Source organism: Rhizomicrobium sp. (assembly GCA_037200985.1).
Lineage (GTDB): Bacteria > Pseudomonadota > Alphaproteobacteria > Micropepsales > Micropepsaceae > Rhizomicrobium.
Genome location: JBBCGJ010000001.1, coordinates 2,021,628 through 2,046,788, shown reverse-complemented (window position 1 = coordinate 2,046,788; position 25,161 = coordinate 2,021,628). Strand labels below are relative to the sequence as shown.

The 25,161-nt window shown below is 63.9% G+C and carries 23 protein-coding genes and 1 tRNA gene; 22 read left to right on the top strand and 2 right to left on the bottom strand.

Annotation, left to right across the window (positions count from 1 at the left end):
• Positions 1 to 138 precede the first annotated feature (138 nt).
• Positions 139 to 1,479, top strand: coding sequence for a 3-oxoacyl-[acyl-carrier-protein] synthase III C-terminal domain-containing protein (locus WDN01_09900; GenBank protein ID MEJ0026328.1), 1,341 nt, complete (start codon positions 139 to 141; stop codon positions 1,477 to 1,479).
• 9 nt (positions 1,480 to 1,488) lie between these two features.
• Entirely contained in the window at positions 1,489 to 2,685 is a 1,197-nt protein-coding gene (locus tag WDN01_09895) for an acetyl-CoA acetyltransferase (protein ID MEJ0026327.1), read from the top strand.
• 117 nt (positions 2,686 to 2,802) lie between these two features.
• On the opposite strand, the gene WDN01_09890 is transcribed toward WDN01_09895, so the two are convergent.
• The gene (locus WDN01_09890) at positions 2,803 to 3,651 is read right to left on the bottom strand and encodes a MaoC/PaaZ C-terminal domain-containing protein (GenBank protein ID MEJ0026326.1); all 849 of its coding nucleotides are present in this window, start codon (positions 3,649 to 3,651) and stop codon (positions 2,803 to 2,805) included.
• 195 nt (positions 3,652 to 3,846) lie between these two features.
• Here WDN01_09890 and WDN01_09885 point away from each other — a divergent pair, with 195 nt between their 5' ends.
• The 12 genes from WDN01_09885 to WDN01_09830 all read left to right on the top strand — a co-directional run bounded on the left by WDN01_09885 (position 3,847) and on the right by WDN01_09830 (position 19,602).
• Complete coding sequence (locus WDN01_09885) at positions 3,847 to 4,932, top strand: MaoC family dehydratase N-terminal domain-containing protein (GenBank protein MEJ0026325.1); 1,086 nt, start codon at positions 3,847 to 3,849, stop codon at positions 4,930 to 4,932.
• A 50-nt stretch (positions 4,933 to 4,982) separates the two neighbouring features.
• Positions 4,983 to 5,888, top strand: a complete 906-nt coding sequence (locus tag WDN01_09880) for an SDR family NAD(P)-dependent oxidoreductase (protein ID MEJ0026324.1) — start codon at positions 4,983 to 4,985, stop codon at positions 5,886 to 5,888.
• 40 nt (positions 5,889 to 5,928) lie between these two features.
• On the top strand, positions 5,929 to 7,092 hold the full coding sequence (locus WDN01_09875) for an acyl-CoA dehydrogenase family protein (GenBank protein MEJ0026323.1): 1,164 nt from the start codon (positions 5,929 to 5,931) through the stop codon (positions 7,090 to 7,092).
• A 343-nt stretch (positions 7,093 to 7,435) separates the two neighbouring features.
• The gene (locus WDN01_09870; GenBank protein MEJ0026322.1) at positions 7,436 to 9,208 is read left to right on the top strand and encodes an amidohydrolase family protein; all 1,773 of its coding nucleotides are present in this window, start codon (positions 7,436 to 7,438) and stop codon (positions 9,206 to 9,208) included.
• A gap of 96 nt (positions 9,209 to 9,304) precedes the next feature.
• Positions 9,305 to 10,063 carry a glucose 1-dehydrogenase gene (locus WDN01_09865; protein ID MEJ0026321.1) on the top strand — a complete coding sequence of 253 codons (759 nt, stop codon included), beginning with the start codon at positions 9,305 to 9,307 and terminating at the stop codon, positions 10,061 to 10,063.
• A 315-nt stretch (positions 10,064 to 10,378) separates the two neighbouring features.
• Positions 10,379 to 12,616, top strand: coding sequence for a TonB-dependent receptor (locus tag WDN01_09860; GenBank protein MEJ0026320.1), 2,238 nt, complete (start codon positions 10,379 to 10,381; stop codon positions 12,614 to 12,616).
• 19 nt (positions 12,617 to 12,635) lie between these two features.
• Positions 12,636 to 14,171, top strand: a complete 1,536-nt coding sequence (locus tag WDN01_09855; protein MEJ0026319.1) for an acyl-CoA synthetase — start codon at positions 12,636 to 12,638, stop codon at positions 14,169 to 14,171.
• Positions 14,172 to 14,277: 106 nt separating this feature from the next.
• Positions 14,278 to 15,807: a carboxyl transferase domain-containing protein gene (locus WDN01_09850; GenBank protein MEJ0026318.1), complete on the top strand. Its 1,530-nt coding sequence runs from the start codon at positions 14,278 to 14,280 to the stop codon at positions 15,805 to 15,807.
• Between the two features lie 2 nt (positions 15,808 to 15,809).
• Positions 15,810 to 17,705 carry a biotin carboxylase N-terminal domain-containing protein gene (locus WDN01_09845; GenBank protein MEJ0026317.1) on the top strand — a complete coding sequence of 632 codons (1,896 nt, stop codon included), beginning with the start codon at positions 15,810 to 15,812 and terminating at the stop codon, positions 17,703 to 17,705.
• The gene (locus tag WDN01_09840) at positions 17,702 to 18,202 is read left to right on the top strand and encodes a nuclear transport factor 2 family protein (protein MEJ0026316.1); all 501 of its coding nucleotides are present in this window, start codon (positions 17,702 to 17,704) and stop codon (positions 18,200 to 18,202) included. The genes WDN01_09845 and WDN01_09840 overlap by 4 nt, the downstream gene beginning before the upstream one ends.
• A 223-nt stretch (positions 18,203 to 18,425) precedes the next feature.
• On the top strand, positions 18,426 to 18,734 hold the full coding sequence (locus tag WDN01_09835; GenBank protein ID MEJ0026315.1) for a 2Fe-2S iron-sulfur cluster-binding protein: 309 nt from the start codon (positions 18,426 to 18,428) through the stop codon (positions 18,732 to 18,734).
• A gap of 70 nt (positions 18,735 to 18,804) precedes the next feature.
• The gene (locus WDN01_09830; GenBank protein MEJ0026314.1) at positions 18,805 to 19,602 is read left to right on the top strand and encodes an enoyl-CoA hydratase-related protein; all 798 of its coding nucleotides are present in this window, start codon (positions 18,805 to 18,807) and stop codon (positions 19,600 to 19,602) included.
• Between the two features lie 207 nt (positions 19,603 to 19,809).
• On the opposite strand, the gene WDN01_09825 is transcribed toward WDN01_09830, so the two are convergent.
• Positions 19,810 to 19,884 (bottom strand) — tRNA-Thr (locus WDN01_09825).
• Positions 19,885 to 19,961: 77 nt separating this feature from the next.
• Between WDN01_09825 and WDN01_09820 the strand changes: the two genes are divergently transcribed.
• The 8 genes from WDN01_09820 to WDN01_09785 all read left to right on the top strand — a co-directional run bounded on the left by WDN01_09820 (position 19,962) and on the right by WDN01_09785 (position 25,144).
• On the top strand, positions 19,962 to 20,183 hold the full coding sequence (locus WDN01_09820) for a hypothetical protein (GenBank protein ID MEJ0026313.1): 222 nt from the start codon (positions 19,962 to 19,964) through the stop codon (positions 20,181 to 20,183).
• A 115-nt stretch (positions 20,184 to 20,298) separates the two neighbouring features.
• The gene (murA, locus tag WDN01_09815; protein MEJ0026312.1) at positions 20,299 to 21,579 is read left to right on the top strand and encodes a UDP-N-acetylglucosamine 1-carboxyvinyltransferase; all 1,281 of its coding nucleotides are present in this window, start codon (positions 20,299 to 20,301) and stop codon (positions 21,577 to 21,579) included.
• Complete coding sequence (locus WDN01_09810) at positions 21,576 to 22,013, top strand: DUF2948 family protein (protein MEJ0026311.1); 438 nt, start codon at positions 21,576 to 21,578, stop codon at positions 22,011 to 22,013. The genes murA and WDN01_09810 overlap by 4 nt, the downstream gene beginning before the upstream one ends.
• Position 22,014: 1 nt before the next feature.
• A complete protein-coding gene (hisD, locus tag WDN01_09805; GenBank protein ID MEJ0026310.1) occupies positions 22,015 to 23,313 on the top strand; it encodes a histidinol dehydrogenase in 1,299 nt (432 codons plus the stop codon).
• A gap of 3 nt (positions 23,314 to 23,316) precedes the next feature.
• On the top strand, positions 23,317 to 23,796 hold the full coding sequence (locus WDN01_09800; protein MEJ0026309.1) for a UPF0262 family protein: 480 nt from the start codon (positions 23,317 to 23,319) through the stop codon (positions 23,794 to 23,796).
• Positions 23,797 to 23,800: 4 nt separating this feature from the next.
• Positions 23,801 to 24,262, top strand: a complete 462-nt coding sequence (locus tag WDN01_09795; protein ID MEJ0026308.1) for a hypothetical protein — start codon at positions 23,801 to 23,803, stop codon at positions 24,260 to 24,262.
• Between the two features lie 86 nt (positions 24,263 to 24,348).
• Positions 24,349 to 24,567: a translation initiation factor IF-1 gene (gene infA, locus WDN01_09790; protein ID MEJ0026307.1), complete on the top strand. Its 219-nt coding sequence runs from the start codon at positions 24,349 to 24,351 to the stop codon at positions 24,565 to 24,567.
• Positions 24,527 to 25,144 (top strand): Maf family nucleotide pyrophosphatase, encoded by a 618-nt coding sequence (locus WDN01_09785; protein MEJ0026306.1) that lies wholly within the window; start codon positions 24,527 to 24,529, stop codon positions 25,142 to 25,144. Before infA ends, WDN01_09785 begins: the two co-directional genes overlap by 41 nt.
• Positions 25,145 to 25,161 lie beyond the last annotated feature (17 nt).

Here is a 25,161-nt window from a genome sequence, read left to right as displayed (position 1 = left end):
CGGCGGACGTCTAGTGGGACTGACAGCAACGAAGGGCCATCTATGTCGGTCGGCATTTCAGCGTGGGGCGCCTATGTACCTCGCCGCAGACTAGCAAGAACCTCGATCAGAGATGCGCATGCTTGGATGGGGTCGTCCTTGGCATCGCTGGCGAAAGGCCAGCGCGCTTATTGCAACTGGGACGAAGATGCCACGACAATGGGTGTCGAAGCCGCGCGTCTCTGTCTGGGAAGCCGGACGCGCGCGTCAACAGAGCGGCTCGCCTTCTGCACCACGACATCGTCGTTTGCCGATGTATCTGCCGCCATCACGTCGGCAATCGCGTTGGGATTGGCACCCGAGCTCGAGGTGTTGGATTTGGGCGGCTCCCACCGGGCGGGGCTCGCGGGTCTTGCCAATGCCTTCGGCTCTCCCGGTCGACAGAATCTCGTCATTGCCAGCGAGAGACTTCGCGCGAGGCCCGCCAGCGCACAGGAAATGCAATACGGCGCTGGCGCGGCCGCCTTCCTGGTCTCGGACAAGAACATTGCCGCCGAATTCATCGGCTATGCATCCCGGTCGGCGCTCTTCATTGAGCGCTTCCGCGCCACCGAAAACAATCATGACTATGGTTGGGAGGAGCGTTGGGTTCGCGATGAGGGTTATCTGAAGCTTGGCGTCGCCGTCATACGGGAGGCATTGGCCAAGGCGCACGTAAAGCCTTCTCAGGTCGCGAAATTCGTCTTTTCCACTGTGTCCGCGGGGGCCGCCGCACCGGTGGCGCGGGCGTTGGGGATTCCGCCGGAGGCGATAGCGGATCCGTTGTTCGACAATTGTGGCTTCACGGGCGCTGCCCATCCGCTATTGATGCTGACCGATGCCCTGGACAAGGCGGCGCCCGGGGACGTTCTCGTCGTCGCAAGCTTTTCCGAAGGCGGGGAGGTGGTTATCCTGCGCGCGACCGAACGATTGGGCGAAGGGCGTCCGCCGCGTTCGCTCGCCGACACTCTGAAGGCCGGCGTTGTCGACAGTTCCTATCTTCGCATGGCGTCCTCATATGAAGAGATCGATCCGGACTGGGGCATGCGCGCCGAACGCGACACCAAGACGGCGCTCACGGAGCAGTATCGCTCCGCCGAACAGATATATGGATTTGAGGCGGGCAAATGTGGCTCCTGCGGGGCCGTTCAATTCCCGCAACTCGCTTTTTGCGTGAATTGCGCCGCGTCCTCGAAGGACTTTCGGCCCGTGCCGCTCGCGGATGAGGCGGCCAAAATCCTCACCTACACCGCGGATAGTCTCACTTATCATCCGTCGCCGCCGCTCTATGTCGGCTTCGCCCAGTTCGACAACGGCGCCCGCGTGCTGATGGAGTTCGTCGACGTCAATCCGGAAACGTTGGCCGTAGGGATGCCGCTGACGTTTCGCTTTCGAATAAAGGAGCGGGACAAGCAGCGCGGCTACATCCGGTATTTCTGGAAAGCCGCGCCGACCGCCTAGGAGATGAAGATGGCCACGGGGATCAAGGACAAGGTCGCTATTCTGGGCATGGGATGCTCGGTGTTCGGCGAGCGTTGGGATACGGGCAGCGATCTCCTGATGGCGGAAGCCTTCGACGAAGCGCTCCAAGACGCCGGCGTCGAACGGGCCCAGATCGAGGCGGCCTGGTATGGCTGCTGTTTCGATCGGATAAATGTGGGGAACTCGGCGATCCCCGCGGCAACCGCGCTTCGGCTCGACGGCATTCCCGTCAGCCGGCTGGAGAATATGTGCGCGACGGGAACGGAAGCGGTGCGGAGCGCCGCCTATGCGGTCGCTTCGGGGGCGGTGGATATCGCGCTCGCGGTAGGCGTCGAAAAGCTCAAGGACACCGGCTATGGCGGTTTGCCCGTCCAGACAAAAGGGACGTTCAACGATATGTGGCTGCCGATGGCTTCGGCGCCGGCCGGGTTCGCGCAACTGGCAAGCGGGTATCGGGCCAGATACGGCTTCCCCAGGGACGACCTCAAACGCGCACTCGCGCACGTCTCCTGGAAGAGCCACCAAAACGGCGTCCACTCGCCGAAAGCCCATCTTCGAAAAGCGGTCCCTATGGACACAATTTTGAATGCGCCGATGATCGCCGAGCCCCTGGGCTTGTTCGACTGTTGCGGCGTTTCGGACGGCGCGGCCGCCGCCATCGTCACGACTCCCGAGATCGCGCGCAGTCTCGGCAAGAAGGAGCTGGTTACCCTGAAAGCAGTGCAGCTGTCGGTTTCGAGCGGCAGGGAATCGAGCGCCAATGACTGGGACGGCAGCCATGTGCGCAACACGAGGAATGCCGCGAGGCGGGCTTATGCAGAGGCGGGCATCCGCGACCCCAAAGCGCAGCTTGGCCTGGTCGAAGTGCACGACTGTTTCTCGATCACCGAACTGGTCACGATGGAAGATCTCTTCCTTTCCGAGGAGGGACGCGCTGTGGCGGATGTACTGGATGGAAAGTTCGACCGGGACGGCAGCCTGCCATGTCAGATCGACGGCGGTCTGAAATGCTTCGGACATCCCATCGGCGCCTCCGGCATCCGGATGATGTACGAGGTCTACAACCAATTGCTCGGCCGGGCCGGGGAGCGCCAACTCAAAAACGTCAGCCTCGGTCTCACCCACAATCTCGGAGGCGTTCCTTATTTGGGCGTAGCAGCCGTGTCGGTGCTTGGCCTCCACTAGCGATAAGAGAGCGCATACTCGGTCGCACGCGGCTTCGACCCGTGGGATAGGGGAGAAACGGTTCGCGGTTTGCGATGGCCGTCGACGAACGGCAAGCCTTAAGCCGCACCGACCTCTTTAGGCGAACGAAAATTCGCCACGGTCGAGGCACACGATATTCCGCTCCAGGACTCGCGCACGAAAACGAACCCCGCCGGGCGCCTCGCTGAACTCGAGCTGGATCGTTTCCCCCGGCAAGACCGGCTGGCTGAAGCGGACAAACATCGACCTGACCCTCGACGGCTCGCCATCGCAGACGGCATTGATAAGTCCCCGGCAGGCGAATCCCATGGTGCAGAGCCCATGAAGAATGGGCCGATCGAAGCCGGCTTTCGCCGCCGCCGCCGGATCGATATGGATCGGATTATAGTCGCCGTTGAGACGATATAGGATGGCCTGGCGCGGAAGCGTCGGCAGAACGACCGTTTTGTCGAGCGCGTCGCCGAGTGCGCTGGGCGGCGTCAGGCGCTCGCCAAAACTGCCGCAGCCGCCATCCGATCTTAGGAAATAGGTCGACCGGACGGTGCAAATCGGCAGTTCGGTCTGGGCGTCGACGATCCGCTTCTCGAAGAAAATCGTCGCGCCGCGATCCTTGCCCTTGTCCTCGACGCCGATGACCCGAAATTGCCCCTTTACGCTCCCCTCCGCCTTCAAGGGGCGATGAACCTCGATGCTTTGCTCGCCGTGAAGGAGCCTCAGCCAATCGATCTCCAGCGCCGGGTCTTGAAGCCAAAAACCCGGATAGGCGAGCACGGAGGCGATCGTGGGGATTGGCGCCAGGTCGCGCTCGTAGACGTATTTGAGCTCGCCTCGGTCCGTCGGATCGGCGCCGGCGCCCACGCCTACCGCGTACAGCATGACGTCCTTGGCGGTATAGGCTTGAAGCACGTCGGGGAAGACCTTTTGAGTCAAGCGTTCCAAATGCATCTTCCCGATTTCCCGTCCGGCGGCCGCGATATTGCCTATATAGAACGCTCATACGATATTGACAACGCCGATACGGACCCTTAGCAGCTAGTAGCCGAGGCATTCAAGCTTGTGACGGGACTTTCAATGGCGATTGCGACACAGACCGCGGAGCAACGGACTTTTCCGAAGATTACCGACGAAGGGTTGGCCGATTTGCGTCGCCGGATCGGCGCCAAGATCACCGACACCGTGGAGCCTTGGTGCTACGAGGCGACGAGGGACAACATCCGCCACTACGCGCACGGCATCGGCGACGACAACCCGCTTTGGTGCGATCCTGAATACGCGGAGCAGACGCAGCACAGCGGCATCATCGCGCCGCCGTCGTTTCTCTTCGCATGCAATCGCATCGTAAGCGGCTATTGCGGCGGCTTGCCCGGCGTCCACGCCATGTGGGCGGGCGCGGAATGGGAGTGGTTTCGTCCGATCCGCCGAAACGATGTCATCCATTCCGAGGCGTATCTGAAGGATCTCATCGAGCACCAGACTCGATTTGCCGGCCGCGCGGTCCAGCAGATCTATCACGTGGAATTCTCCAACCAGAACGGCGAGAAGCTGGCGGCGGCGGACAGTTGGGTCTTCCGCACCGAGCGCGATGCCGCGCGCGAAAGCGGTACAAAATACTCGGAAGTGAAGAGCAGGGGCCACAAGGTCTATTCGGACGCCGAATTGGCGGAGATCTACGGCAAGTACGAGAATGAGCACGTCCAGGGCCCACGGCCGCGTTGGTTCGAAGACGTGAATGTGGGAGACGAACTCCCGACCGTCGTCAAAGGTCCAATGACCGTCACGGGGTTCATCGCCTATGCGCAGGGCTGGGGCGGCCTCTACATACGGGCGAACAAGCTGGCTTGGCGCCTCATCGACAAGCATCCGGGAATCGGCATCAAGAACAAATTCGGCGTGCCCGACTGCCCCGAGCGCGTGCATTGGGAAAACGATTTCGCGCTCGAAGTCGGTGCGCCGGGCGCCTACGATTATGGTCCCGAGAGAACGTCGTGGATGCTGCATCATCTGACCAACTGGTGCGGCGATGACGGGTTCGTTCGCGCGTCGAAGACGCAGATCCGTCGCCACAATCCGGAGGGCGACACCCTTCTCATAAGCGGCCGCGTCACCAAAAAGAACATCGTCGGCGGAGAGTCCATCGTCGAGGTGTCGCAGGAGGCCCGCAATCAGGACGGCGAGTTGTCGGTGGTGGGCGCCGGCAGAGTGCGCCTGCCGCGGCGGTCGGCCTGAACGTCGAATTGGCATCGGCTTTAATTGGCGAGGGGTTCATGACTGGCAATTTGCTGACCGGCAAGGTGGTTCTGGTGACGGGAGCGGGTCAGGGCATCGGCGCGGGCATCGCAAAGTTGGCCGCGAGCAGAGGCGCGAAGGTGGTCGTAAACGACCTGGGCGCATCGCCGTTCGGCGAAGGCTCCGATACCACGCCGGCGGAAAAAGTCGTCGCCGAGATACGTGCGGACGGCGGCGAGGCGGTGGCGAGTTTTTATAGCATCGCCTCCTGGGATACGGCTCAGCGCATCGTTGCCGATGCGATTAAGGCGTTCGGTCGAATCGACGTCGTCGTCAACAACGCCGGCGTGCTGCGCGATAAAATGTTTCACAAGATGGAAGAGTCCGATTGGCAGACCGTCGTGGACGTCAACCTGGCCGGCTATTTCTACGTTTCGCGGGCCGCCGCGAACGTCTTCAAGGAACAGGCGAGCGGCTGCTTTGTGCATATGACCTCGACATCCGGGCTGATCGGAAATTTCGGGCAGGTCAATTACGGCGCGGCAAAGATGGGCGTCGCCGGCCTTTCCAAGTGCATCGCGCTCGACATGTCCCGCTTCAACGTTCGGTCGAACTGTATCGCGCCCTTCGCCTTCACGCGGATGACCGGCACGATTCCGGCCGACACGGAGGAAAACCGGCGGCGTCTGAATGTGCTTCAGCAGATGTCGGCCGAAAAGATCGCGCCATTCGCCGTCAGCCTGATGGCCGACGCGGCGAAAGACGTGACGGGCCAGATTTTTGGCGTGCGAAAGAACGAGATCGTGCTCTTCACGCAGCCGCGTCCGCTCCGGACAACCCAGACCAGTGACGGATGGACCCCGGAGACCTGCATCGAAACGGCGTTACCGGCTCTGCGCCCGTCGATGTACAAATTGGACCGTTCTTCCGACGTCTTTGCCTGGGACCCGTTCTAGGCGCGGCGAAGGCGCCGTCCTGGTTGTTGGAGATCCGAAATTGATTCCCAGAACGCTGTTCTCCGAAAGCCATGAGATATTCCGCGCCAGCGTGCGTCGCTTCGTCGAAACGTCCCTGGTGCCGCATCACCGCCAGTGGGAGCGAGACGGGATCGTGCCAAGGAGCGTCTGGCGCGAAGCCGGCGGGCATGGCCTGCTTTGCTGCAACGTCCCGGAAGAATATGGGGGCGCCGGCGCCGATTGGCTTCACAACGTCGTCGTGATCGAGGAGCTGGCAAGGGCCGGCGTGTCGGGCCCGGGCTCCGGATTCATGGTGCACTCCGAGATGGCCGCGGCCTATCTGATGAATTTCGGCTCCGAGACGGCGAAGCGCTTGTATCTTCCCCGGATGGTGAGCGGCGAGATGATCGGGGCGATCGCACTCACCGAACCGGATGCCGGCAGCGATCTGAAGTCGATCAAGACGCGCGCCCGGCTTGAGAAGAATGACGAGTACGAGATCAGCGGGCAAAAGCTCTATATCTCGAACGGCCACAACGCCGATTTGGTGGTGGTTGCGTGCAAGACGGATCCTGACAAGGGCGCGAAGGGCGTATCTCTGATCGTGGTGGAGACCGATCAGCCGGGATTCAAAAGGGGGCGCAAGCTCGAAAAGTTGGGCTTGCACGCGCAGGACACGTCCGAGCTGTTTTTCGACGCGGTGAGAGCACCGGCGCGCAACTTGCTGGGCCGGGAAGGCGCGGGCTTTGGAATGCTGATGTCCAAGCTCGTTCAGGAGCGTCTCGTGCAGGCAATTCGGAGCGTGCGCGCGGCCGAGGCGATCATCGATTGGACGATCGACTACACCAAGCAGCGCAAGGCGTTCGGGCATACGCTGGCGGACTTTCAAAACACGCAGTTCAAACTGGCCGAGCTGACCGCCGATACGTCGTGCACGCGGGCCTTCGTCGATCGCTGTGTCGCCGTATTCATGGCAGGCGAACTTTCGGCGGTCGATGCCGCGCAGGTCAAGATGGTGGCGGCCAATCTGCAATGTCGCGTCGCCGACGAATGCCTGCAGTTCTTTGGCGGGTTCGGATACGTTTTCGAACTGCCGATCGCGCGGGCTTTTGTCGACGCGCGAGTTGCGAAAATCGCGGGCGGCGCGATCGAGGTGATGAAACAGATCATCAGCCGCGAGATCTTCTCGTCGCACGTCGGCTGATATTCGACTTGTAAAACATATATTCTCCTTGTAGAAATCATCATGTCTTGGAGTTGCGCACTCCTGTGCCCGCCTTCGCGGATTTTCGATCGCCGAGGCGCTTCGAGACGCTCCCTAACTTGGGCCGCCCTTGGGCGGCCTTTCCTTTTGTTGGACGCCGCGAATCCGCGTCGGCGATGTCACTGTTCACGCCGATTGTTCGCAGCTCGGAAAGGCGGGCTCCGCAGCGGTCGTCAGGTCGCGAACGATGCCGATCGCATGGTGCGGCGATGGTTGACCGTTCTATCAGAAGAATGTATATTTCATATAATCACCGATAAAAAGCCTTTGGGAGGCGATAGTCATGGAATTCGATCTCATCATCCAGGGTGGCACGGTTGTCGACGGCAGCGGCGCGCCGAGGTTCACGGCCGATATCGGAATCGCGAACGGCCGGATCGGCAAGATCGGAAATCTCTCGCGCGCGGCGGCTGCGAAAAGGATCGATGCCGCCGGGCTCATCGTGGCGCCGGGATCGATCGACATCCATTCGCATTACGACGCCCAACTGGCGTGGGATCCCTACTGCCGCAGCTCCGGCTGGCACGGCGTGACCTCGTCCGTCGTCGGAATCTGCGGCTTCGGCTTTGCTCCCTGCAAGCGCACCGACGAGGCGCATGAGCGCTATATGCGGATGATGGAAAATACCGAGCAGGTGCCGTACGCGGTGATGAAGAAAGCCCTGCCGTGGAGCTGGGAGACGTTCCCCGAGTGGCTGGATTATCTCCGGTCCCTGCCCAAAGGCATCAACATCGCCACCTATCTGCCGATGAATCCGCTGCTCTCCTACGTGGTGGGCGCGGACGAGGCGAAGCGACGCCCCGCGACAGCCGCCGAGCGCAAGCAGATGCGCGACATTCTTCACGAAGCGATGGATGCGGGCGCCAGCGGCTTTTCCTTCTCGCACCTCGGCGCGGAAGGCAACTCGCATGTCGACTACGACTTCACGGCGATGCCCGCGGACGTGATGGCCTTCGAGGAAGCCTACAACCTCGCGGACGTTTTGCGGGAGCGCGGCGAGGGAAGCGTCCAAGCCCTGATCGAAATCCAAGGCATGGATCTTTCCAAATCGGTCAAGGAACGGGAATTCCTCGAGGAGCTCGCGCGCCGCGCGGAACGGCCGATCATCCACAATATGACGAGCGTCGATCCGGCGGGGCCGGTTTTCCATCGCAGCGTGATGCGCTGGCTCGACGACTGCGCGGCCAAGGGGCTGCAGGTCTATTCGCAGGCGTTTTCGATCCGGACGTGGATACAGATGCGCGTCGCCGAATACAACGCCTGGGACAGCGTGCCGATCTTCCGCGAGTATTCATCGGCCGGTTTGGACGGCAAGCTCCGGCTTGCGAAGGATCCCGACTTTCGTCGCCGCATGAAGGAAGTCTACAACGAAGAAGAGATGGGCTGGGCCGCGGGGTCTCTGGAGGACATGCGTCTCATCGCGGTGCCCGGGGCGCCGCAGCTCGAGCGCAACGTCGGAAAGACGGTGCGGGCGATCGCCGCCGAATCGGGCCAGACCGTCATCGACACGTTTTTCGACATCGTGGCGGCGACGAACCTGGAGGCGGAGTTTCGCCCCAAGTCGAACGATCCCAACCCGGACTACTATGAAGAGATCTTCCGTCATCCGCGCATGGTCATCGGCGCATCGGACGGCGGCGCCCATACCAAATTCTTCTGCGGCGGCTATTTCCCGACCGACTTCCTGACGTGGCTGGTGCGCGACGAGAAGCGGTTCACGATCGAAGAAGCGCATCACATGCTGGCGGCCAAGCCGGCGCGGCTGTTCGGCCTCAGCGATCGCGGCCTTCTGCAGGAGGGCAAGGCCGCCGACATCGTCATCTACGACTTTGAGAAGCTGAGCTTCGATCACGAAAAGTATGGTCGTTTGGTCGACCTTCCCGGCGGCGACTGGGCGCGAGCCGTGATCCCTCGCGGTATCCGCTTCACGATCGTCAACGGCGAGATCACGCACGAAGATTCGGTCACGACCGGCGCGCATCCGGGCAAGGTGCTCCGCGGCGTGGGCGGTTCGTTGCCGGCGGCCCGGCCATTTACCGAAATGGCGGCCGAGTAGTCGGGCGGTCGCCGGCGCACGCTCAATTTATGGACGGGGCGACGCCGGCGGGACAATTCAAGCCGCCGCGGATGGCGCGAAGTCGGGGAGTACCGAATGGATCTCGGATTGAAAGACAAGGTTGCCCTGGTCACGGGCGCAACCCAGGGCCTGGGGCTGGCGATCGCGGCGGGGTTTGTCGCGGAAGGCGCGAAAGTCGTTCTCGTCTCGCGCAGCCCGGAAAAGGGCCGCGTCGCGGTCGAGTCGCTCAAGAAGGCGGGCGGTGATTGCGTTTACGTCCAGGCGGACGTCGCAAAGGCGACCGATGTCGAGCGGCTCGTCGCGAGCACGCTGGATCGTTACGGACGGCTCGATTGCACCGTCAATAACGCCGCCATCGAAGCCCAGCGGCCGTTCATCGACTGGACGGAAGAGGAATGGGACGAAACGATCGACATCAATCTGAAGGGCGTCTGGCTCTGCATGAAATACTCGATCAAGCAGATGCTCAAGCAGGGCGCCGGCTCGATCGTGAATGTCTCCTCGATTGCGGGCGTGCGCGGATTTCCTTTGCACGCGCCCTATGTCGCGTCGAAGCACGGCGTGCTCGGCCTCACGCGTTCGGCGTCCATGGAATATGCGAAGCAGGGGATACGGGTGAACACCGTCTGTCCCGGAATTTTCATGACGCCCATGTTGGAAAAAGGCTTCGTCGACAATCCCGAGAATTCGAATCTCGCCGCGAGCCTTACGCAAATGGGACGCATCGGCCGGCCCGAAGAGTTGGCGTCGGCGGTTCTTTGGCTGTGCTCGGAGCAGGCGTCCTTTACGACCGGAATCACGATTGCCGTCGACGGAGGATGGACGCAGCACTAGGGATCTAGCGGCCTGCCCATCCTGCATTGCGCGTTGGCGGTCGCGTCCGAGTCGGCCGTCGCAGTCGGCGCGACCAAATCGTCGAGCAAGCGGCACTGACATGCCATCGCGCGATTGTCGTGAGCCTTTTCGTCTTCTGCCGGTTGCGGGACTTGCGCGCGTCGACGCATGCGCGCGCCTCTCGCCGTTACCCGGCTGCAACGCCGTTCTGAATAGACGGTCGAGGCGAGCCCGCGTCGTTCCAAGAACCTTGACATTCGACATAAGAAACGGGCTTCCTATAGGGACAATAAAACAACGTTCCGGGGAAGGCTCATGAAAACTCAATTGAACAGGATCCGTTCGCTTGCGTTGCTCGCGTCCGGCATCGGCATCGCGCAAAGTCTGTTCACCGGCGCCGTGGCGCAGACGGACGGCGCAGCGCCTGGCGGCAATGGCGCCACCATGATCGAAACGATCACCGTGACCGCCATGCGTCGCAGTGAAAACGTCGAGACGGTCCCGCTTGCGATCACGGCGGTTTCGGGAAAAGAACTCTCGGAACGCGGGCTCAACACCATAAGCGATCTCGTTCAGGTCGTGCCCTCCGCCCAGGTCTCGTCGCAGGCCGGTTCGAATCAGGTAACCGTCACCTTGCGCGGCATCGGCCTCGCGAATCAGTTCAACGCCAACGCGGCCTCGCCGGTGGGCGTCTATATGGACGACATCTATCAGGCGTTTCGCGCCGCCCCCGGAGTCCAGCAATTCGATTTGGACCGGGTGGAGGTTTTGCGCGGCCCGCAAGGAACGCTGTTCGGCCGCAACACGACGGGCGGCGCCATCGACTTCATCAGCGCGTCGCCTTTGTTGGACGGCGCCACGAACGGATACGTCGATCTTTCCTACGGCAATTACAACGCCGTCAAAGCCGAGGGCGCCGGGACGGTAGCGCTGATACCGGACGAGCTGGCGATGCGCGTCTCGTATCAGCATGTGCAGAACGACGGATACATCAAGAACCTGGGCACGGCTCCGAACGAGGGCTCCAATCATTCCGACGAGGGGCGCGTTCAGTTTCACTACGTTCCGACGGACAAGCTGGACGTCGAATTGAAGCTTTACGGCGGGCAGTCTTCGGGGATCGTGCCCACGATGACCTTCCCGATGCTTCCGGGGAATGTGGACATCCTGGGCTATTCGCGGGCCGGGCTCCAAAACGATCAGGTCCGCACCAATTTCCCCGCGCCCATAAAGCTGAAAACCGCCGGCGCCGATCTTCACGTCACGTGGGATTTGGGAGCCGTGCAGCTCACCTCGATAACGGCATTCGACTACGGACAGCAATTTCTCCAATTCGACGTGGACGGCACCCCCAACACGCTGGTGAATTCGCGATACAACCTCCGGGGACGGCAGGTGAACCAGGAGTTTCGCCTGAACTACTCGACCGACGACCTCGATGTCGTGGTCGGCACGAATTTCGGCTGGGACGATATGAACTATGTCTCGTCGGTGGCTTTCACCACGACGTTCATTTCGAACAACTACAACCAGGCGCGGCGCTCATTCGCTCCGATCTTCGGCGAGGTCACCTATAAGTTCTCCGATGAATTCAGCTTGGCGGGCGGTCTGCGGTACACCATCGACAATATCAGCCTCTATCAATTGCTGACGTCGTTGGACAGCAGCTTCGCGGGGCCCGGCATCGCCAACATCATACCGGGGCCTGGGCCTTTCGATCCCACCAATTTCTACCCGACCCAGAATCGGCAGACCTCCGGTCTGACCGGACGCGCCATCGCGAAATACCAGTTCGATCCGAACATCATGGCCTATGCGAGCGTCAGCCATGGCTACCGCGCCGGCCAGTTCAACGGCACGCAATTCTTCTCGACGGACGACATCAGCTTTGTTCCCCCCGAAAAGGTGTGGACCTATGAGCTCGGGCTCAAGGGCGAAATCGCTGACAATTTCATCTTGAACGCCGCGCTCTACTACAACGATCTCACCGGCCAGCAGGTCCTCACCCAACCTCTCATCCCGGGTGTTGTCACGACGCAGCTCGAGGGCCTCAACGGCCACAGCTACGGATTCGAGCTGGAAGGCGTCTGGCAGGCTTTCGAAAATCTGACCCTGACCGGAAATGTCGGCGTCATTCGCTCACGATACGACAACGGACAATTCGTCGATAACGTCCCCGTCGGCGGCCTCAAATTCCCGCTGGCCCCGGATGTCACGGCGTTGGCGCAGTTCGACTGGAAGGCATGGTCCGACGGCGATCAGTCGCTCACATTGAACGCGAGCGGCAACTATATGGGCCACTATTTCTACGATCCGACCGACGGGACGGAATTCAAGGGAGCGAACATCACGGGTGGATCGCAGCCCTATTGGCTGCTGGATGCGCGGTTGACCTACACGATCAATCGATACTCGATCGCCCTGTGGGGAAAGAACCTCACGGACGCGTTCTACCTCCCCTATGGCTCGGGCGGTCTCGAGACGTTCGGACTGGACTACATGGCGCGGGGCGAGCCGAGAACGTTCGGAATCGAAGCTCGGGTAAGTTTCTGAAGACGTTGCGAGGAGCCTCATGCACCCGAGCGAGCACGCGAAGACGACGCCCGATAAGCCGGCCATCATCATGGCGGAAACCGGCGAGGCCCTGACATATGGGGAGTTCGATGCGCTCTCCAACCAAGGGGCTCAGCTTTTTCGCGCGGTGGGATTGCGAACCGGCGACGTCATCGCGCTGCTCATGAACAACGGCCCGCGCTTTCTCGAGGCGGCATGGGCCGCCCAGAGAAGCGGTCTGGTGTTCACCTGCATATCCACCAGGTCGACCGCCGCGGATGTCGCCTATATATTGCGGGATAGCGGCGCCAAGCTGCTGATCTGCTCGGCCGCTCTCGAGGAGGTCGCCCGATCGGCCGCGAACGAGTGTTCGGGCGTCGAGGTCTTGGTCGCTGGCGAGGTCGGCGCGGCGCGGCGGGACTTCGAAAGGCTGCGTGCCGAGCGTCCTTCGACGCCGATACCCGACGAGAGCGCCGGCATCGATCTGCTTTACTCATCGGGCACCACGGGCCGTCCGAAGGGCGTCAAGGCGAAAGTGCCCTCTGGCGAACCGATAGGGGCGCCAAATCGAGTCGCCGACATGGCGCGGCTCAGATTTGGCTTCGACAGCGATACGATCTATCTGTCGCCCGCGCCGCTCTATCACGCCGCCCCGCTCAGATGGTGCATGGCGGTGCACCGTCTCGGCGGCACGGTGGTCATGATGGAAAAATTCGACGCGATGGCCGCGCTCCGAGCCATAGAGCGCTATCGGATCAGCGCCGCGCAGTGGGTTCCGACGCACTTCGTGCGGCTCCTGAAGCTGGAGCAGGCGCAGCGCGAAGGCTTCGATCTGTCCTCGCTCAAAATGGCGATCCACGCCGCGGCGCCCTGTCCGGTCGCCGTGAAGGACGGGATGTTGGCCTGGTGGGGACCGGTCCTGCATGAGTACTATGCCGGTACCGAAGGCGTGGGGATGACCGCGATCGCGCCGGATGAATGGCTGCGGAAAAAGGGATCGGTCGGAAGGCCCGTCCTCGGCGAGGTCCATGTCTGCGACGACGCGGGCGAGCCGCTGCCTCATGGCATGGAGGGGATGGTCTATTTTTCGGGGGGCGCGACATTCGAGTATCTCAACGATCCGGAAAAAACCGCCGGCTCGTACAACAAGGCCGGCTGGGCGACGCTCGGCGATGTCGGCTATCTCGATGCGGACGGCTATCTTTTCCTGACCGACCGGAAGAGCTTTATGATCATCTCCGGCGGCGTGAACATCTATCCGCAAGAGATCGAGAACTGCCTCATTTCCCATCCTCAGATTGCGGACGTCGCGGTCATCGGTGCGCCCGACGAGGAGATGGGCGAACGGGTCGTCGCCGTGGTCCAGCCGATGCGCTGGGAAGATCGCGGCGAGGCGCTTGCCGCCGAAATTATGAAATACGCCCGGGGCCATCTCAGTCACGTCAAGGCTCCGCGCCAGGTCGACTTCCAAAAAGAGCTGCCACGGCATGAGAACGGCAAACTGTACAAGCGGCTTATCCGGGACGCGTATTGGTCGAACGCAAGGGCCGGTTGAGCGTTGTCCGTCAGCGATTGTCGCCGGATAGATGAGGCTTTCCGCACCGACCGGCTCGTCGACGCCCGCACTCTCGACTGACGCCTGCAAATCCAATGCGGAGGCGATGGCGAAGCTCGTCGCCGATCTGAAGTCGCGCATCGGCGCCGCCGCGCTCGGCGGCGATGAGCGGGCGCGGACGCGGCACACCGAACGCGGCAAGCTCCTGCCCCGCGACCGGGTCGAGCGTCTGCTCGACCCCGGATCGCCGTTCCTTGAGCTGTCGCCGCTCGCGGCGTTCGGCATGTATGAAGGCGACATCCATGGCGCCGGCATCATCACCGGCATCGGCCGGGTCTCGGGCCGGGAGTGCGTGGTCGTCTGCAACGACGCGACCATCAAGGGTGGCACCTACTATCCGGTCACCGTCAAGAAGCATCTTCGGGCGCAGGAGATCGCGCGCGAGAACCGGCTGCCTTGCATCTATCTGGTCGACAGCGGCGGCGCGAACCTGCCGAACCAGGCGGAGATCTTCCCGGACCGCGAGCATTTCGGCCGCATCTTCTTCAATCAGGCGACGATGAGCGCGGCCGGAATTCCGCAGATCGCGAGCGTCATGGGTTCCTGCACCGCCGGCGGCGCCTATGTGCCGGCGATGAGCGACGAGACGATAATCGTCAAAGGGCAGGGCACGATCTTCCTGGCCGGGCCGCCGCTCGTGAAGGCCGCCACCGGCGAGATCGTCACGGCGGAAGACCTCGGCGGCGCCGAGGTGCATGCCCGCCGGTCCGGCGTGGCCGACCATCTGGCGAACGACGACACGCATGCGCTCGCGATCGTGCGGCGCATCGTTGCGGGCCTGAACCGCGAAAAGACGCCCGGCGTGGCGATGCGCGATCCGCGCCCGCCGGCCTTCGACACCGCCGAACTCGACGGCATCGTTCCGCTCTCGCTGGCGGTGCAGTACGACGCGCGCGAGATCGTCGCACGCCTGGTCGACGGCTCGCAGTTCGACGAGTTCAAGAAGCTTTACGGCACGACCATCGTCACCGGCTTCGCCCATATCGAGGGTATGCCGGTCGGCATCGTCGCCAACAACGGCATCCTGTTCTCCGAGAGCGCGCTGAAGGCGGCGCATTTCATCGAGCTGTGCTGCCAGCGCAAAATCCCGCTCCTGTTCCTGCAGAACATTGCGGGCTTCATGGTCGGGCGGAAGTATGAGGCGGGGGGCATCGCCAAGGACGGCGCCAAGATGGTCGCCGCGGTCGCTTCGGCGAATGTGCCGAAGATCACGCTGATCGTCGGCGGCTCCTACGGCGCGGGCAATTACGGCATGTGCGGCCGCGCCTTCTCGCCGCGCTTCCTGTTCTCGTGGCCGAACAGCCGGATATCCGTGATGGGCGGCGAGCAGGCGGCGAGCGTTCTGGCCACCGTCCATCGCGACGCCGACAAATGGTCTCCCGAACAGGCGGAGGCCTTCAAGGCGCCGATCCGCCGGAAATACGAGGACGAGGGCAATCCCTACTACGCGACGGCGCGGCTGTGGGACGACGGCATCATCGCGCCGTCCGATACGCGCCGCGTGCTCGGCCTGGCGCTCTCGGCATGCCTCAATGCACCGATTCCGGACACGACGTTCGGCGTGTTCAGGATGTGATCATGCGGCGCGCGTCCCTGATCAAGACCCTCCTGATCGCCAATCGCGGCGAGATCGCGGTCCGTGTGATGCGAACGGCCCGCCGGCTCGGCATCCGCACAGTGGCCGTCTACTCGGACGCGGACACGAACGCGCTCCACGTCGCGGCCGCGGACGAAGCGGTGCGGATCGGGCCGGCGCCCGTCCGCGACAGCTATCTGCGCGGCGATGCGATCCTAGCCGCCGCCCAGCGGACGGGCGCCGAGGCGATCCATCCGGGCTACGGCTTTCTGTCCGAGAACGCCGAATTCGCGGAGGCATGCGCGGCCGCGAGCGTTCTCTTCGTAGGCCCTCCCGCCGGCGCGATCCGTGCCATGGGTCTCAAGGACCGCGCCAAGGCGCTGATGCAGCAGGCGGGCGTTCCGGTTGTGCCGGGCTATCTTGGCGACAATCAGGAGGCGGATCATCTGGCGACAGAGGCCGGCAAGATCGGCTATCCCGTGCTGATCAAGGCGGTGGCGGGCGGCGGCGGCAAGGGCATGCGCCGCGTCGACGAGGCGGCGGATTTTCCGGCGGCGTTGGCGGGCGCGAAGCGCGAGGCCGCGTCCGCCTTCGGCGACGACAAGGTCCTGATCGAGAAATATGTCGCCCGGCCGCGCCACATCGAGGTACAGGTTTTCGCCGACGGGCATGGCCGCGCCGTCCACCTTTTCGAGCGCGATTGCTCGCTGCAGCGCCGCCATCAAAAGGTCATCGAGGAGGCGCCGGCGCCGGGCATGAGCGCGCAAATGCGCGCCCATATCGGTGCGATTGCCGTAAAGGCGGCAAAGTCCGTCGGCTATGTCGGTGCCGGCACGATCGAGTTCATCGCGGATTCGTCCGATGGACTGAGGCCCGATCGCATCTGGTTCATGGAGATGAACACCCGCCTGCAGGTCGAGCATCCGGTGACGGAGGCCATCACGGGCTACGATCTCGTCGAATGGCAGTTGCGCGTGGCGTCGGGCGAAGCTCTTCCCGCGGCGCAGGCGGACATCCGCGCCACCGGGCATGCGATCGAGGCACGGCTCTACGCGGAAGACCCGCAAAAGGGTTTCCTGCCGTCCATCGGAACACTGGAGTGTTTCTCCCTGCCGCAGCATGGCGTGCGCGTCGATACTGGCGTGCGCGAAGGCGACAGGGTGACGCCGTTCTACGATCCCATGCTCGCGAAGGTGATCGCGCATGGCGAGACGCGCCAAGCCGCGGCGCTCGCGCTGGCCTCGGCACTGTCTCGGACGTGCATCGCGGGCCTGCGCACGAACAACGCCTTCCTGGTCCGCGCCTTGCGGAACGGCGATTTCATCGCCGGCGAAGTCGACACGGGATTCATCGCGCGTCGCGAGGCGGACCTGATACCGTCTTCGACGGTGCCCGCCCGCATCTATGAGATGGTGGCGGGCGATCTCCTGCGCGGCCCGGACGACAGCGATCCGTGGAGCCGTCGCGACGGTTTCCGGCTCGCCGGTCGCGCGGCGCAAGTCGCGGAATTCGTGGAAGACGGCGAACGCATCACGGTGAATCTGCCCGGGATTTCTCCAGGACACGCGGAAATCCGTCGTCTGGCGAACGGCGATGTCGCGGTCATGGAGAACGGCGAGACCTTTGTGCTTCACCCGTTCGATCCTTTCGCCGCGGCGGATGCGGCCGGCGCGGCGACGGATCGCATCGTCACGCCGATGCCGGGCAAGATCATCCAGCTTCTGGTGACGCCCGGCGAGAGCGTGAAGCGGGGACAGCCGCTGGCGGTGCTGGAGGCGATGAAGATGGAGCATACGCTTTCGGCTCCGGCCGACGCGAAAGTGAAGAGCGTGGAGGTCGCGCAGGGCGATCAAGTGGGCGATGGCGCCGTGGTGGTGAGGTTCGAGGCGGCGGCATGACGCTGAACGCCGGAGCACACATCCCGATTCGACGAAATAATGGAGCAAATTGCATGCAGCCTCGCACGCCGGCCGGTCGCCTCGTCGTCGCCTTTGGCGACGTCGAGAAAATGCAATCGCTCTATGCGCCGCAAATAGCGTGGTTTCTGCCTGCGTCGCTGCCCTATCCCCGTCCGATCGCCGGAAAGGATGCGGTGGTGTCGTTCAACAGAGCGGTATGGAGCGTCAGTTATTTCGCCGATTGCTCGATGCGCATCCTCGACGAAGTCGGAGATCAGGGTCTGAGCGCGGTCCGGTTCATATACCGCGCGCGCTTCCGGGAAACCGGCGGCCCTTATGAAAATGAATATACGCTCTTCGCGCGGTCCGGCGCGCACGGAATCACGGAGGTGTTCGAGGCGATGGACAGCCTCGCGGTCCTCGACCAGCTTGGCGGCGAAGTGCCCGGCGCGGCCTTCGCGCGTTTCCGTCAGGCGCGCGCGAATTCCTCGCTATGAGTGCCGTCCCAAACAACGCGCGTCGATAAACGCGTTCATCGGCTAACGGTGTGCCTCCAACTGGCAGGTGCTTCGCCGGATTGCCGTCTGGAGCGCGGCCACTTTTTGCTGTTTCATATAGAGAATATATATTCTTCTGGCAGAATATTTGGCTATAATATGGATGAGATGGCGTCGTCGAAGCGCCGATGTCTTCCAAACTTGAACCATCGGGTGTGAGCGCATGAAGATCGTAGTCACCGACCGCAACGGCGAAACGCGCGAGATCGAAGGCCGTGCTGGCCGGACCATGATGGAAATCCTGCGCGACGCGGGCCTTCCCATCGCGGCGGAATGCGGCGGCGGCTGTTCCTGCGCCACCTGCCATGTTTATGTGACCGACGGCTGGTACGAGAAGCTCGCCGCGCCGTCCGACGCGGAGGCCAGCTTGCTCGACGTCTCGCCGGCGGTTGCGTCGATCTCGCGTCTTTCCTGCCAGATCGGCTGGGTCGACGAATTGGACGGCATCAGGCTCACGATCGCACCGGCCTAGACCCTCGCCCCGATGGTCCGTCCGAGAGCGCGGCGCGAGCTGCAAAAAGCATCGGTGGAGGAGAGAAGAGATGTACGACTATCAAGACATAGTGGTCGCTGCCGAGGGCGACGTTCATTGGCTCACGCTCAATCGGCCGGAGGCCCTCAATGCGATCACCACGCGCATGGCGGGCGAGCTGGCGGACTATTTCGGGCGCCTCTATCACGATCGCTCTTGCCGCATCGTCGTGATGCGCGGCGCGGGCCGCGCTTTCTGCGCGGGTCTCGATATCAAGGCGCGAGAGGGAGCGGCGGCAAAGCCATTTGGCGGAGGTTTCGGTTTTCAGGGCTATCTCGCCGACGTGTACCAAAAGATGCGCCGCTGTCCGCAGCCCATTATCGCGCTTGTCCAAGGCGCGGCGTGCGGCGGTGGCTTCGCGTTCGCGCTGGCGGCCGATATCCGGATTGGCGGGGAAAGCGCGCGGATGAACGCGGCCTTCATCCGGCTGGGCCTGTCCGCGTGCGATATGGGCGTGAGCTATTTCCTGCCGCGCCTGGTCGGTCTTTCCATCGCGTCCGAGCTGATGCTGACGGGACGGTTCATCCATGCGGCGCGCGCATTGGCGGTCGGCCTGTTTTCCGAAGTCGTGCCGGATGCGGCCCTGGAGAGCGCGGCGCGCCCCTATATCGCCGAGATGCTCGCGACGTCCCCGATGGGACTGCGCCTTACAAAGGAAGGGCTGAACATCGCCGTCGATGCGCCCTGCCTTGAAGCCGCGATGGCGATCGAGAATCGCAACCAGTTGCTCTGTGCTGCGACCGAGGACTTTCAGGAGGGATTGCGTGCCTTCATGGAAAAGCGGCAGCCCGTCTATCACAATAAATAACGCGAGACGTCGAAGCACATTGCGCCGTCGCCATGGGTGCTCGCTAGCGCCGCGAAGCCGCCGATCGTGATGTCCGCTTGCATTCGCGCGCGATCGCCACCTAAGAGGTGCATGAATTTGCGCGCCGCCTGGCTCCGTCCCGATGGATTTTCCGCGCGGATGGTCCTCGGTCCGTTCGAGACAGGCCATTGATATCATTAATGAAACTGGTGCCGGAGGAGAGAATTGAACTCTCGACCTACCCCTTACCAAGGGGTTGCGCTACCACTACGCTACTCCGGCATCCATGGCCCGAAACGGGCGAAAGGACGGCTGCTATAGCCAACCCCGGGACAAAGGGAAAGACCCGTGCCGCCGCCATGGCCAAGAAGCCCCAGACCCGCGAAGAACGCCTCGCCGCCGCCCTCCGCGAGAACCTGAAACGGCGCAAGGCCGCCCGGCCCGCGCCGCCGCCCAAGGCCGGGGAGCCGGCGGCCGGCGATCCGGCACGGCACGCCATGCAGGACGGAACGGAGAACTGCGCGGGCGGGCAAAGCAGGGTGGGCGTGGCGGCTGCTTTGCCCGCCCGCCATCAAAAATGACGCCCGAATGCGGACATGAAGGCCGGTTAACTTCGGCTGTCGGTGCGCCTGTTCGACGGCACGGGGCCACGCTACAAGGATCGCCGCAGGCGGCCCACGCCGCGCAAGAGGGACAATGGACAGAATCCGCGTACGGGGCGGCAACCGCCTCAAGGGTGAAATTCCGATCGGCGGCGCCAAGAATTCGGCGCTGAAGCTCATGGCCGCCTCGCTCCTGACCGACCGGCCGGTCACGCTGCGCAACGTGCCGCGCCTGGCCGATGTCGACGCGATGGCCGACCTCGTGATGCAGTTCGGCGTCACGCTCAACATCCGGCGCGGCGCCGCGCTGGGGCAGGGCGACACGCTCAGGCTCCACGCGCCCGCCATCGAGTCGGCGCTGGCCCCCTACGACATCGTGCGCAAGTTCCGCGCGAGCTTCCAGGTGCTGGGCCCGCTGCTCGCCCGCCATGGCGAGGCCAAGGTCTCGCTGCCCGGCGGCTGCGCCATCGGCGCGCGGCCGGTCGATTTCCACATCCAGGGCCTGAAAGCGATGGGCGCCCGGATCGATCTGGAAGACGGCTATGTCGTCGCCAGCGCCAAGGGCGGCCTCAAGGGCGCCGATTTCACCGTGCCGCGCGCCTCGGTCGGCGCGACCGAGACGCTGATGACGGCGGCGACGCTGGCCAGGGGCCGCACCGTCCTGCGCAACACCGCGCGCGAGCCGGAGACGCAGGATCTCGGCCGCTGCCTCATCGCGATGGGCGCGCAGATCGGCGGGCTGGGCACGAGCGAAATCGTGATCGAGGGCGTCGAGAAATTATCCGGCGTGGACTATGCCGTGATGCCCGACCGCATTGAGACCGGCACCTACGCCATCGCCACCGCGATGGCGGGCGGCGAGGTCGAACTCGTCGGGGCACGCGCCGATTCGAACATCGCGCTTTACGATCTTCTGCGCGGCATCGGCACGGAGGTGACGCAGACCAATCGCGGCGTCGCGGTGCATCGTAACGGCGTGCGTCCCATCGCCGTCGACATGACGACCGACGTCTATCCGGCCTTCCCCACCGATCTGCAGGCGCAGTTCATGGCCCTGATGGCGGTCTCGGGCGGCGTCAGCCATATCCGCGAGACGGTGTTTGAGAACCGCTTCATGCACGTGCCGGAACTCGCGCGCATGGGCGCCGACATCAAGGTCGAGGGCGATACCGCCACCGTCACAGGTGTCGACCGCCTCAAGGGCGCGCCTGTCATGGCGACCGACCTGCGCGCCTCGGTCAGCCTGGTGCTGGCGGGCCTGGTCGCGGAGGGCGACACGGTCGTCAACCGGGTCTATCATCTCGACCGTGGGTTCGAACGGCTGGAGGAAAAGCTCCAGGGCGTCGGCGCGGATATCGAGCGGCTTTCGGCATGACGGCAGGACCGACACTGGCGGCGGAAGATGCCGCCGATCTGGAAGTGATCTCGGCGCGGCTGCAGGATGCGGTGGCGCAGATGAAGGATCTCGTCTATCTGCCGAAAAAGCGGCGCTTCGCGGCGCTGTTCAACCGCTTCCAGTGGGAGGCGGACCGGAAGAAGGGCGATCTGCGCGTCCGCTCCGGCCTGCATTTCGACGGCGTGCTGTCGGTCAAGTCGCAGAAGCTCAAGCGCGGCGCGCCCGAGGCGGTCGTCTCGCTGCTTGCCATCGCCTACACGCCCAAGGGCGGCGAGGATCCGGGCGGCACGGTGGAGCTCGTCTTCGCGGGTGGCGGCGCGCTGAAGCTCGAAGTGGAATGCATCGACGCTGGTCTCTCCGACGTCAGCGGCGTGTGGGCGGCGCGCGGCCGGCCCGAGCACGAAGAGACCTGACATGGCCCGCCGTCTCGACGCGAGCGCGCCCGATTTCGCCGGCGCCTTCGACGCGCTGCTGAACGCCAAGCGGGAAGAAGAGGAAGACGTGGCGGCCGCCGTGCGCGGCATCATCGCCGATGTCCGCAAGCGTGGCGACGCGGCGCTCATCGAACTGACGAACAAATTCGATCATGCCGGCGTGACGGCCGCGACCCTGCGCCTGACACAGGACGAGATCGACGCCGCGGAGGCCAAATGCGCCAGGCCGGCGCTGGATGCCCTCGGCGTTGCGGCGAAGCGCATCGAGGATTATCACTGCCGCCAGATCCCCACGGACGCATGGTTCGAGGATGCGACGGGCGCGAAGCTCGGCTGGCGCTGGACGGCGCTCGACAGCGTCGGCCTCTACGTGCCCGGCGGCACCGCCGCCTATCCCAGCTCCGTCCTGATGAATGCGGTGCCGGCGCGCGTCGCGGGCGTCGGCCGCGTCGTCATGGTCACGCCGGCCAGCGGCGGCGCGATCAATCCGCTGGTGCTGGCCGCGGCCAAGCGCGCCGGGGTGAGCGAGATCTACCGCGTCGGTGGCGCCCAGGCCGTCGCCGCGCTGGCCTTCGGCACGGCCACCATCTTAGCCGTCGACAAGATCGTCGGTCCCGGCAACGCCTATGTCGCTGCCGCCAAGCGCGACGTGTTCGGCAAGATCGGCATCGATTCCGTCGCCGGCCCCTCCGAAATCCTGGTCGTCGCCGACGGCGCGAACAACCCGGACTGGATCGCCGCCGACCTGCTCAGCCAGGCCGAGCACGACGCCTCCTCCCAAAGCATCCTCATCACCGACGACGCTGGTTTTGCGACGCAGGTCGAAGCAGCGGTCGAGCGTGCCCTGGCGCTTCTGCCGCGCGAGAAGATCGCCCGCGCGAGCTGGAACGACTACGGCGCGGTGATCGTCGTCGCGAAGCTGGACGATGCCGCCGCCCTGGTCGATCGCCTCGCGCCCGAGCATCTGGAGATCGCCACCGCCGATCCCGATCGCATCCTCAAGCAGGTCCGCCACGCCGGCGCGATCTTCCTCGGCCGTTACACGCCCGAAGCGATGGGCGATTACATCGCAGGCCCCAACCACGTCCTGCCGACCTCGCGCACCGCGCGGTTCTCCTCCGGCCTCTCGGTGCTCGATTTCCTCAAGCGTACCACGCTGCTCGCCTGCGAGCCCGGCACGATTGCCGAGATCGGTCCGGCCGCCATCGTTCTCGCCGAGGCGGAAGGCCTCGACGCCCATGCCCGCTCCATAGCGGCGCGCCTGAACAAGGCCCGCTGAGGCATGGCGGACGCGTCGGTCTACCGCCTCGCCGCCATCACGCTGGACGAGCGCAGCATCGTGCGCCGCACCCGCGAGATCGAGCAGGAACGCGACATCGCGATCTACGACCTCCTGGAAGCCAACAGCTTCCGCCCGGAGGGCTCGCATGGCGGGCCCTACAATCTCGTCCTCGGCGTCGAGGAGAACCGGCTCACCTTCGACATCAGCCTGGAGGACGGGGTGCCGCACGGCAAGATCATGCTGTCGCTGACGCCGTTCCGCCGCGTGATCAAGGACTATTTCCTGATCTGCGACAGCTATTTCAAGGCGATCCGTACCGCGCCGCCGTCGCAGATCGAGGCGCTCGACATGGGCCGGCGCAGTCTGCACGACGAAGGCTCGGCGCTCCTGCAGGACCGGCTGAAGGGCAAGATCGACATCGACCACGACACGGCGCGCCGCATCTTCACCCTGATCTGCGTCCTGCATCTGAAGGGCTGAAGCGATGCGGGGGCCGCATGGCGAGGAGCTGCCGGGCGCCATCCTCTTCGCCTGCACGATGAATTCGGTGCGCAGCGTGATGGCCTACGCCATCATGAAGCATCTGTTCGGAAAGTTCGTCTATGTCGACGCCGCCGGGGTGAAGGCCGGCGAACTCGATCCCATGACCATCGAGGTGATGGAGGAGATCGGCATCGGAATCGGCAAATACCATCCCAAGACCTTCGAGGACATGGAGGACAGTTCCATGTTCGACCTCTGCGTCACGCTCTCGCCCGAGGCGCAGCACCGCGCCGTCGATCTGGCGCATACCAGCGCCATCGAGATCGAATACTGGCCGACCTTCGATCCGACCATGGTGGAGGGCACCCGCGACCAGCGCCTGGAGGCCTATCGCGCCGTCCGCGACGGCATCCTCAAGCGGATCAAGGACCGTTTCTCGGAAAAACAGGCATCCGATACCTGACTCGTCCCCGCGGCGGGGGTGGAATACCTTGCTTTTGGCCGGTTTCAGTGGCATTTCCCGCTCCCAGCCAGCCACCCAGAGGACGAATGGCGAAAGAAGAACTGCTCGAATTCGAAGGTACCGTGTCGGAACGCCTGCCCAACGCGACGTTCCGCGTCATGCTGCAGAACGGCCACGAGATCATCGCCCACACCGCGGGCAAGATGCGCAAGAACCGGATCAGCGTGCTGACCGGGGATAAAGTCATGGTGGAGATGACGCCTTATGATCTCACCAAGGGGCGCATCACCTATCGCTTCAAGTAAGCCGCTCCTCGTCCTCGCCAGCGAAAGTCCGCGCCGCCTGGCGCTGCTCGCCCAGGCGGGACTTGTGCCCGACGCCGTCCGGGCTGCCGCCATCGACGAATCCATCCACAGGCAGGAACTCCCCGCGCCCTATGCGCGCCGGCTGGCCGAGGCGAAAGCCCGCGCCGTCGCGGACGCCTGGGACGGCGCGCCGGCCGTTTTCCTCGCCGCCGACACCGCCGTTTCGGTCGGCCGCCGCATCCTGCCCAAGGCCGAAACCGACGACGAGGTGCGGGCCTGCCTCGCGCTGCTCTCCGGCCGCGCCCACCGCGTGACGACCGCCATCGCCGTGCTGCCCATCATGGGGAAAATCCGCACACGGACGGTCGAGACGCGGCTGATCTTCGACCGGCTCGACGGCCCGGCGGTCGAATCCTATGTGCGCTGCGGCGAAGGGCTCGGCAAGGCCGGCGGCTACGCGGTGCAGGGCCGCGCGGAGGCCTTCGTCCGCCGCCTGGGCGGCTCCTATTCCAATGTCGTGGGGCTTCCCTTGCGCGAGACAATCTCCCTGCTTCGAAGCTGCGACTATCCGTGTTAGCGTTCGGCGTCGCTATT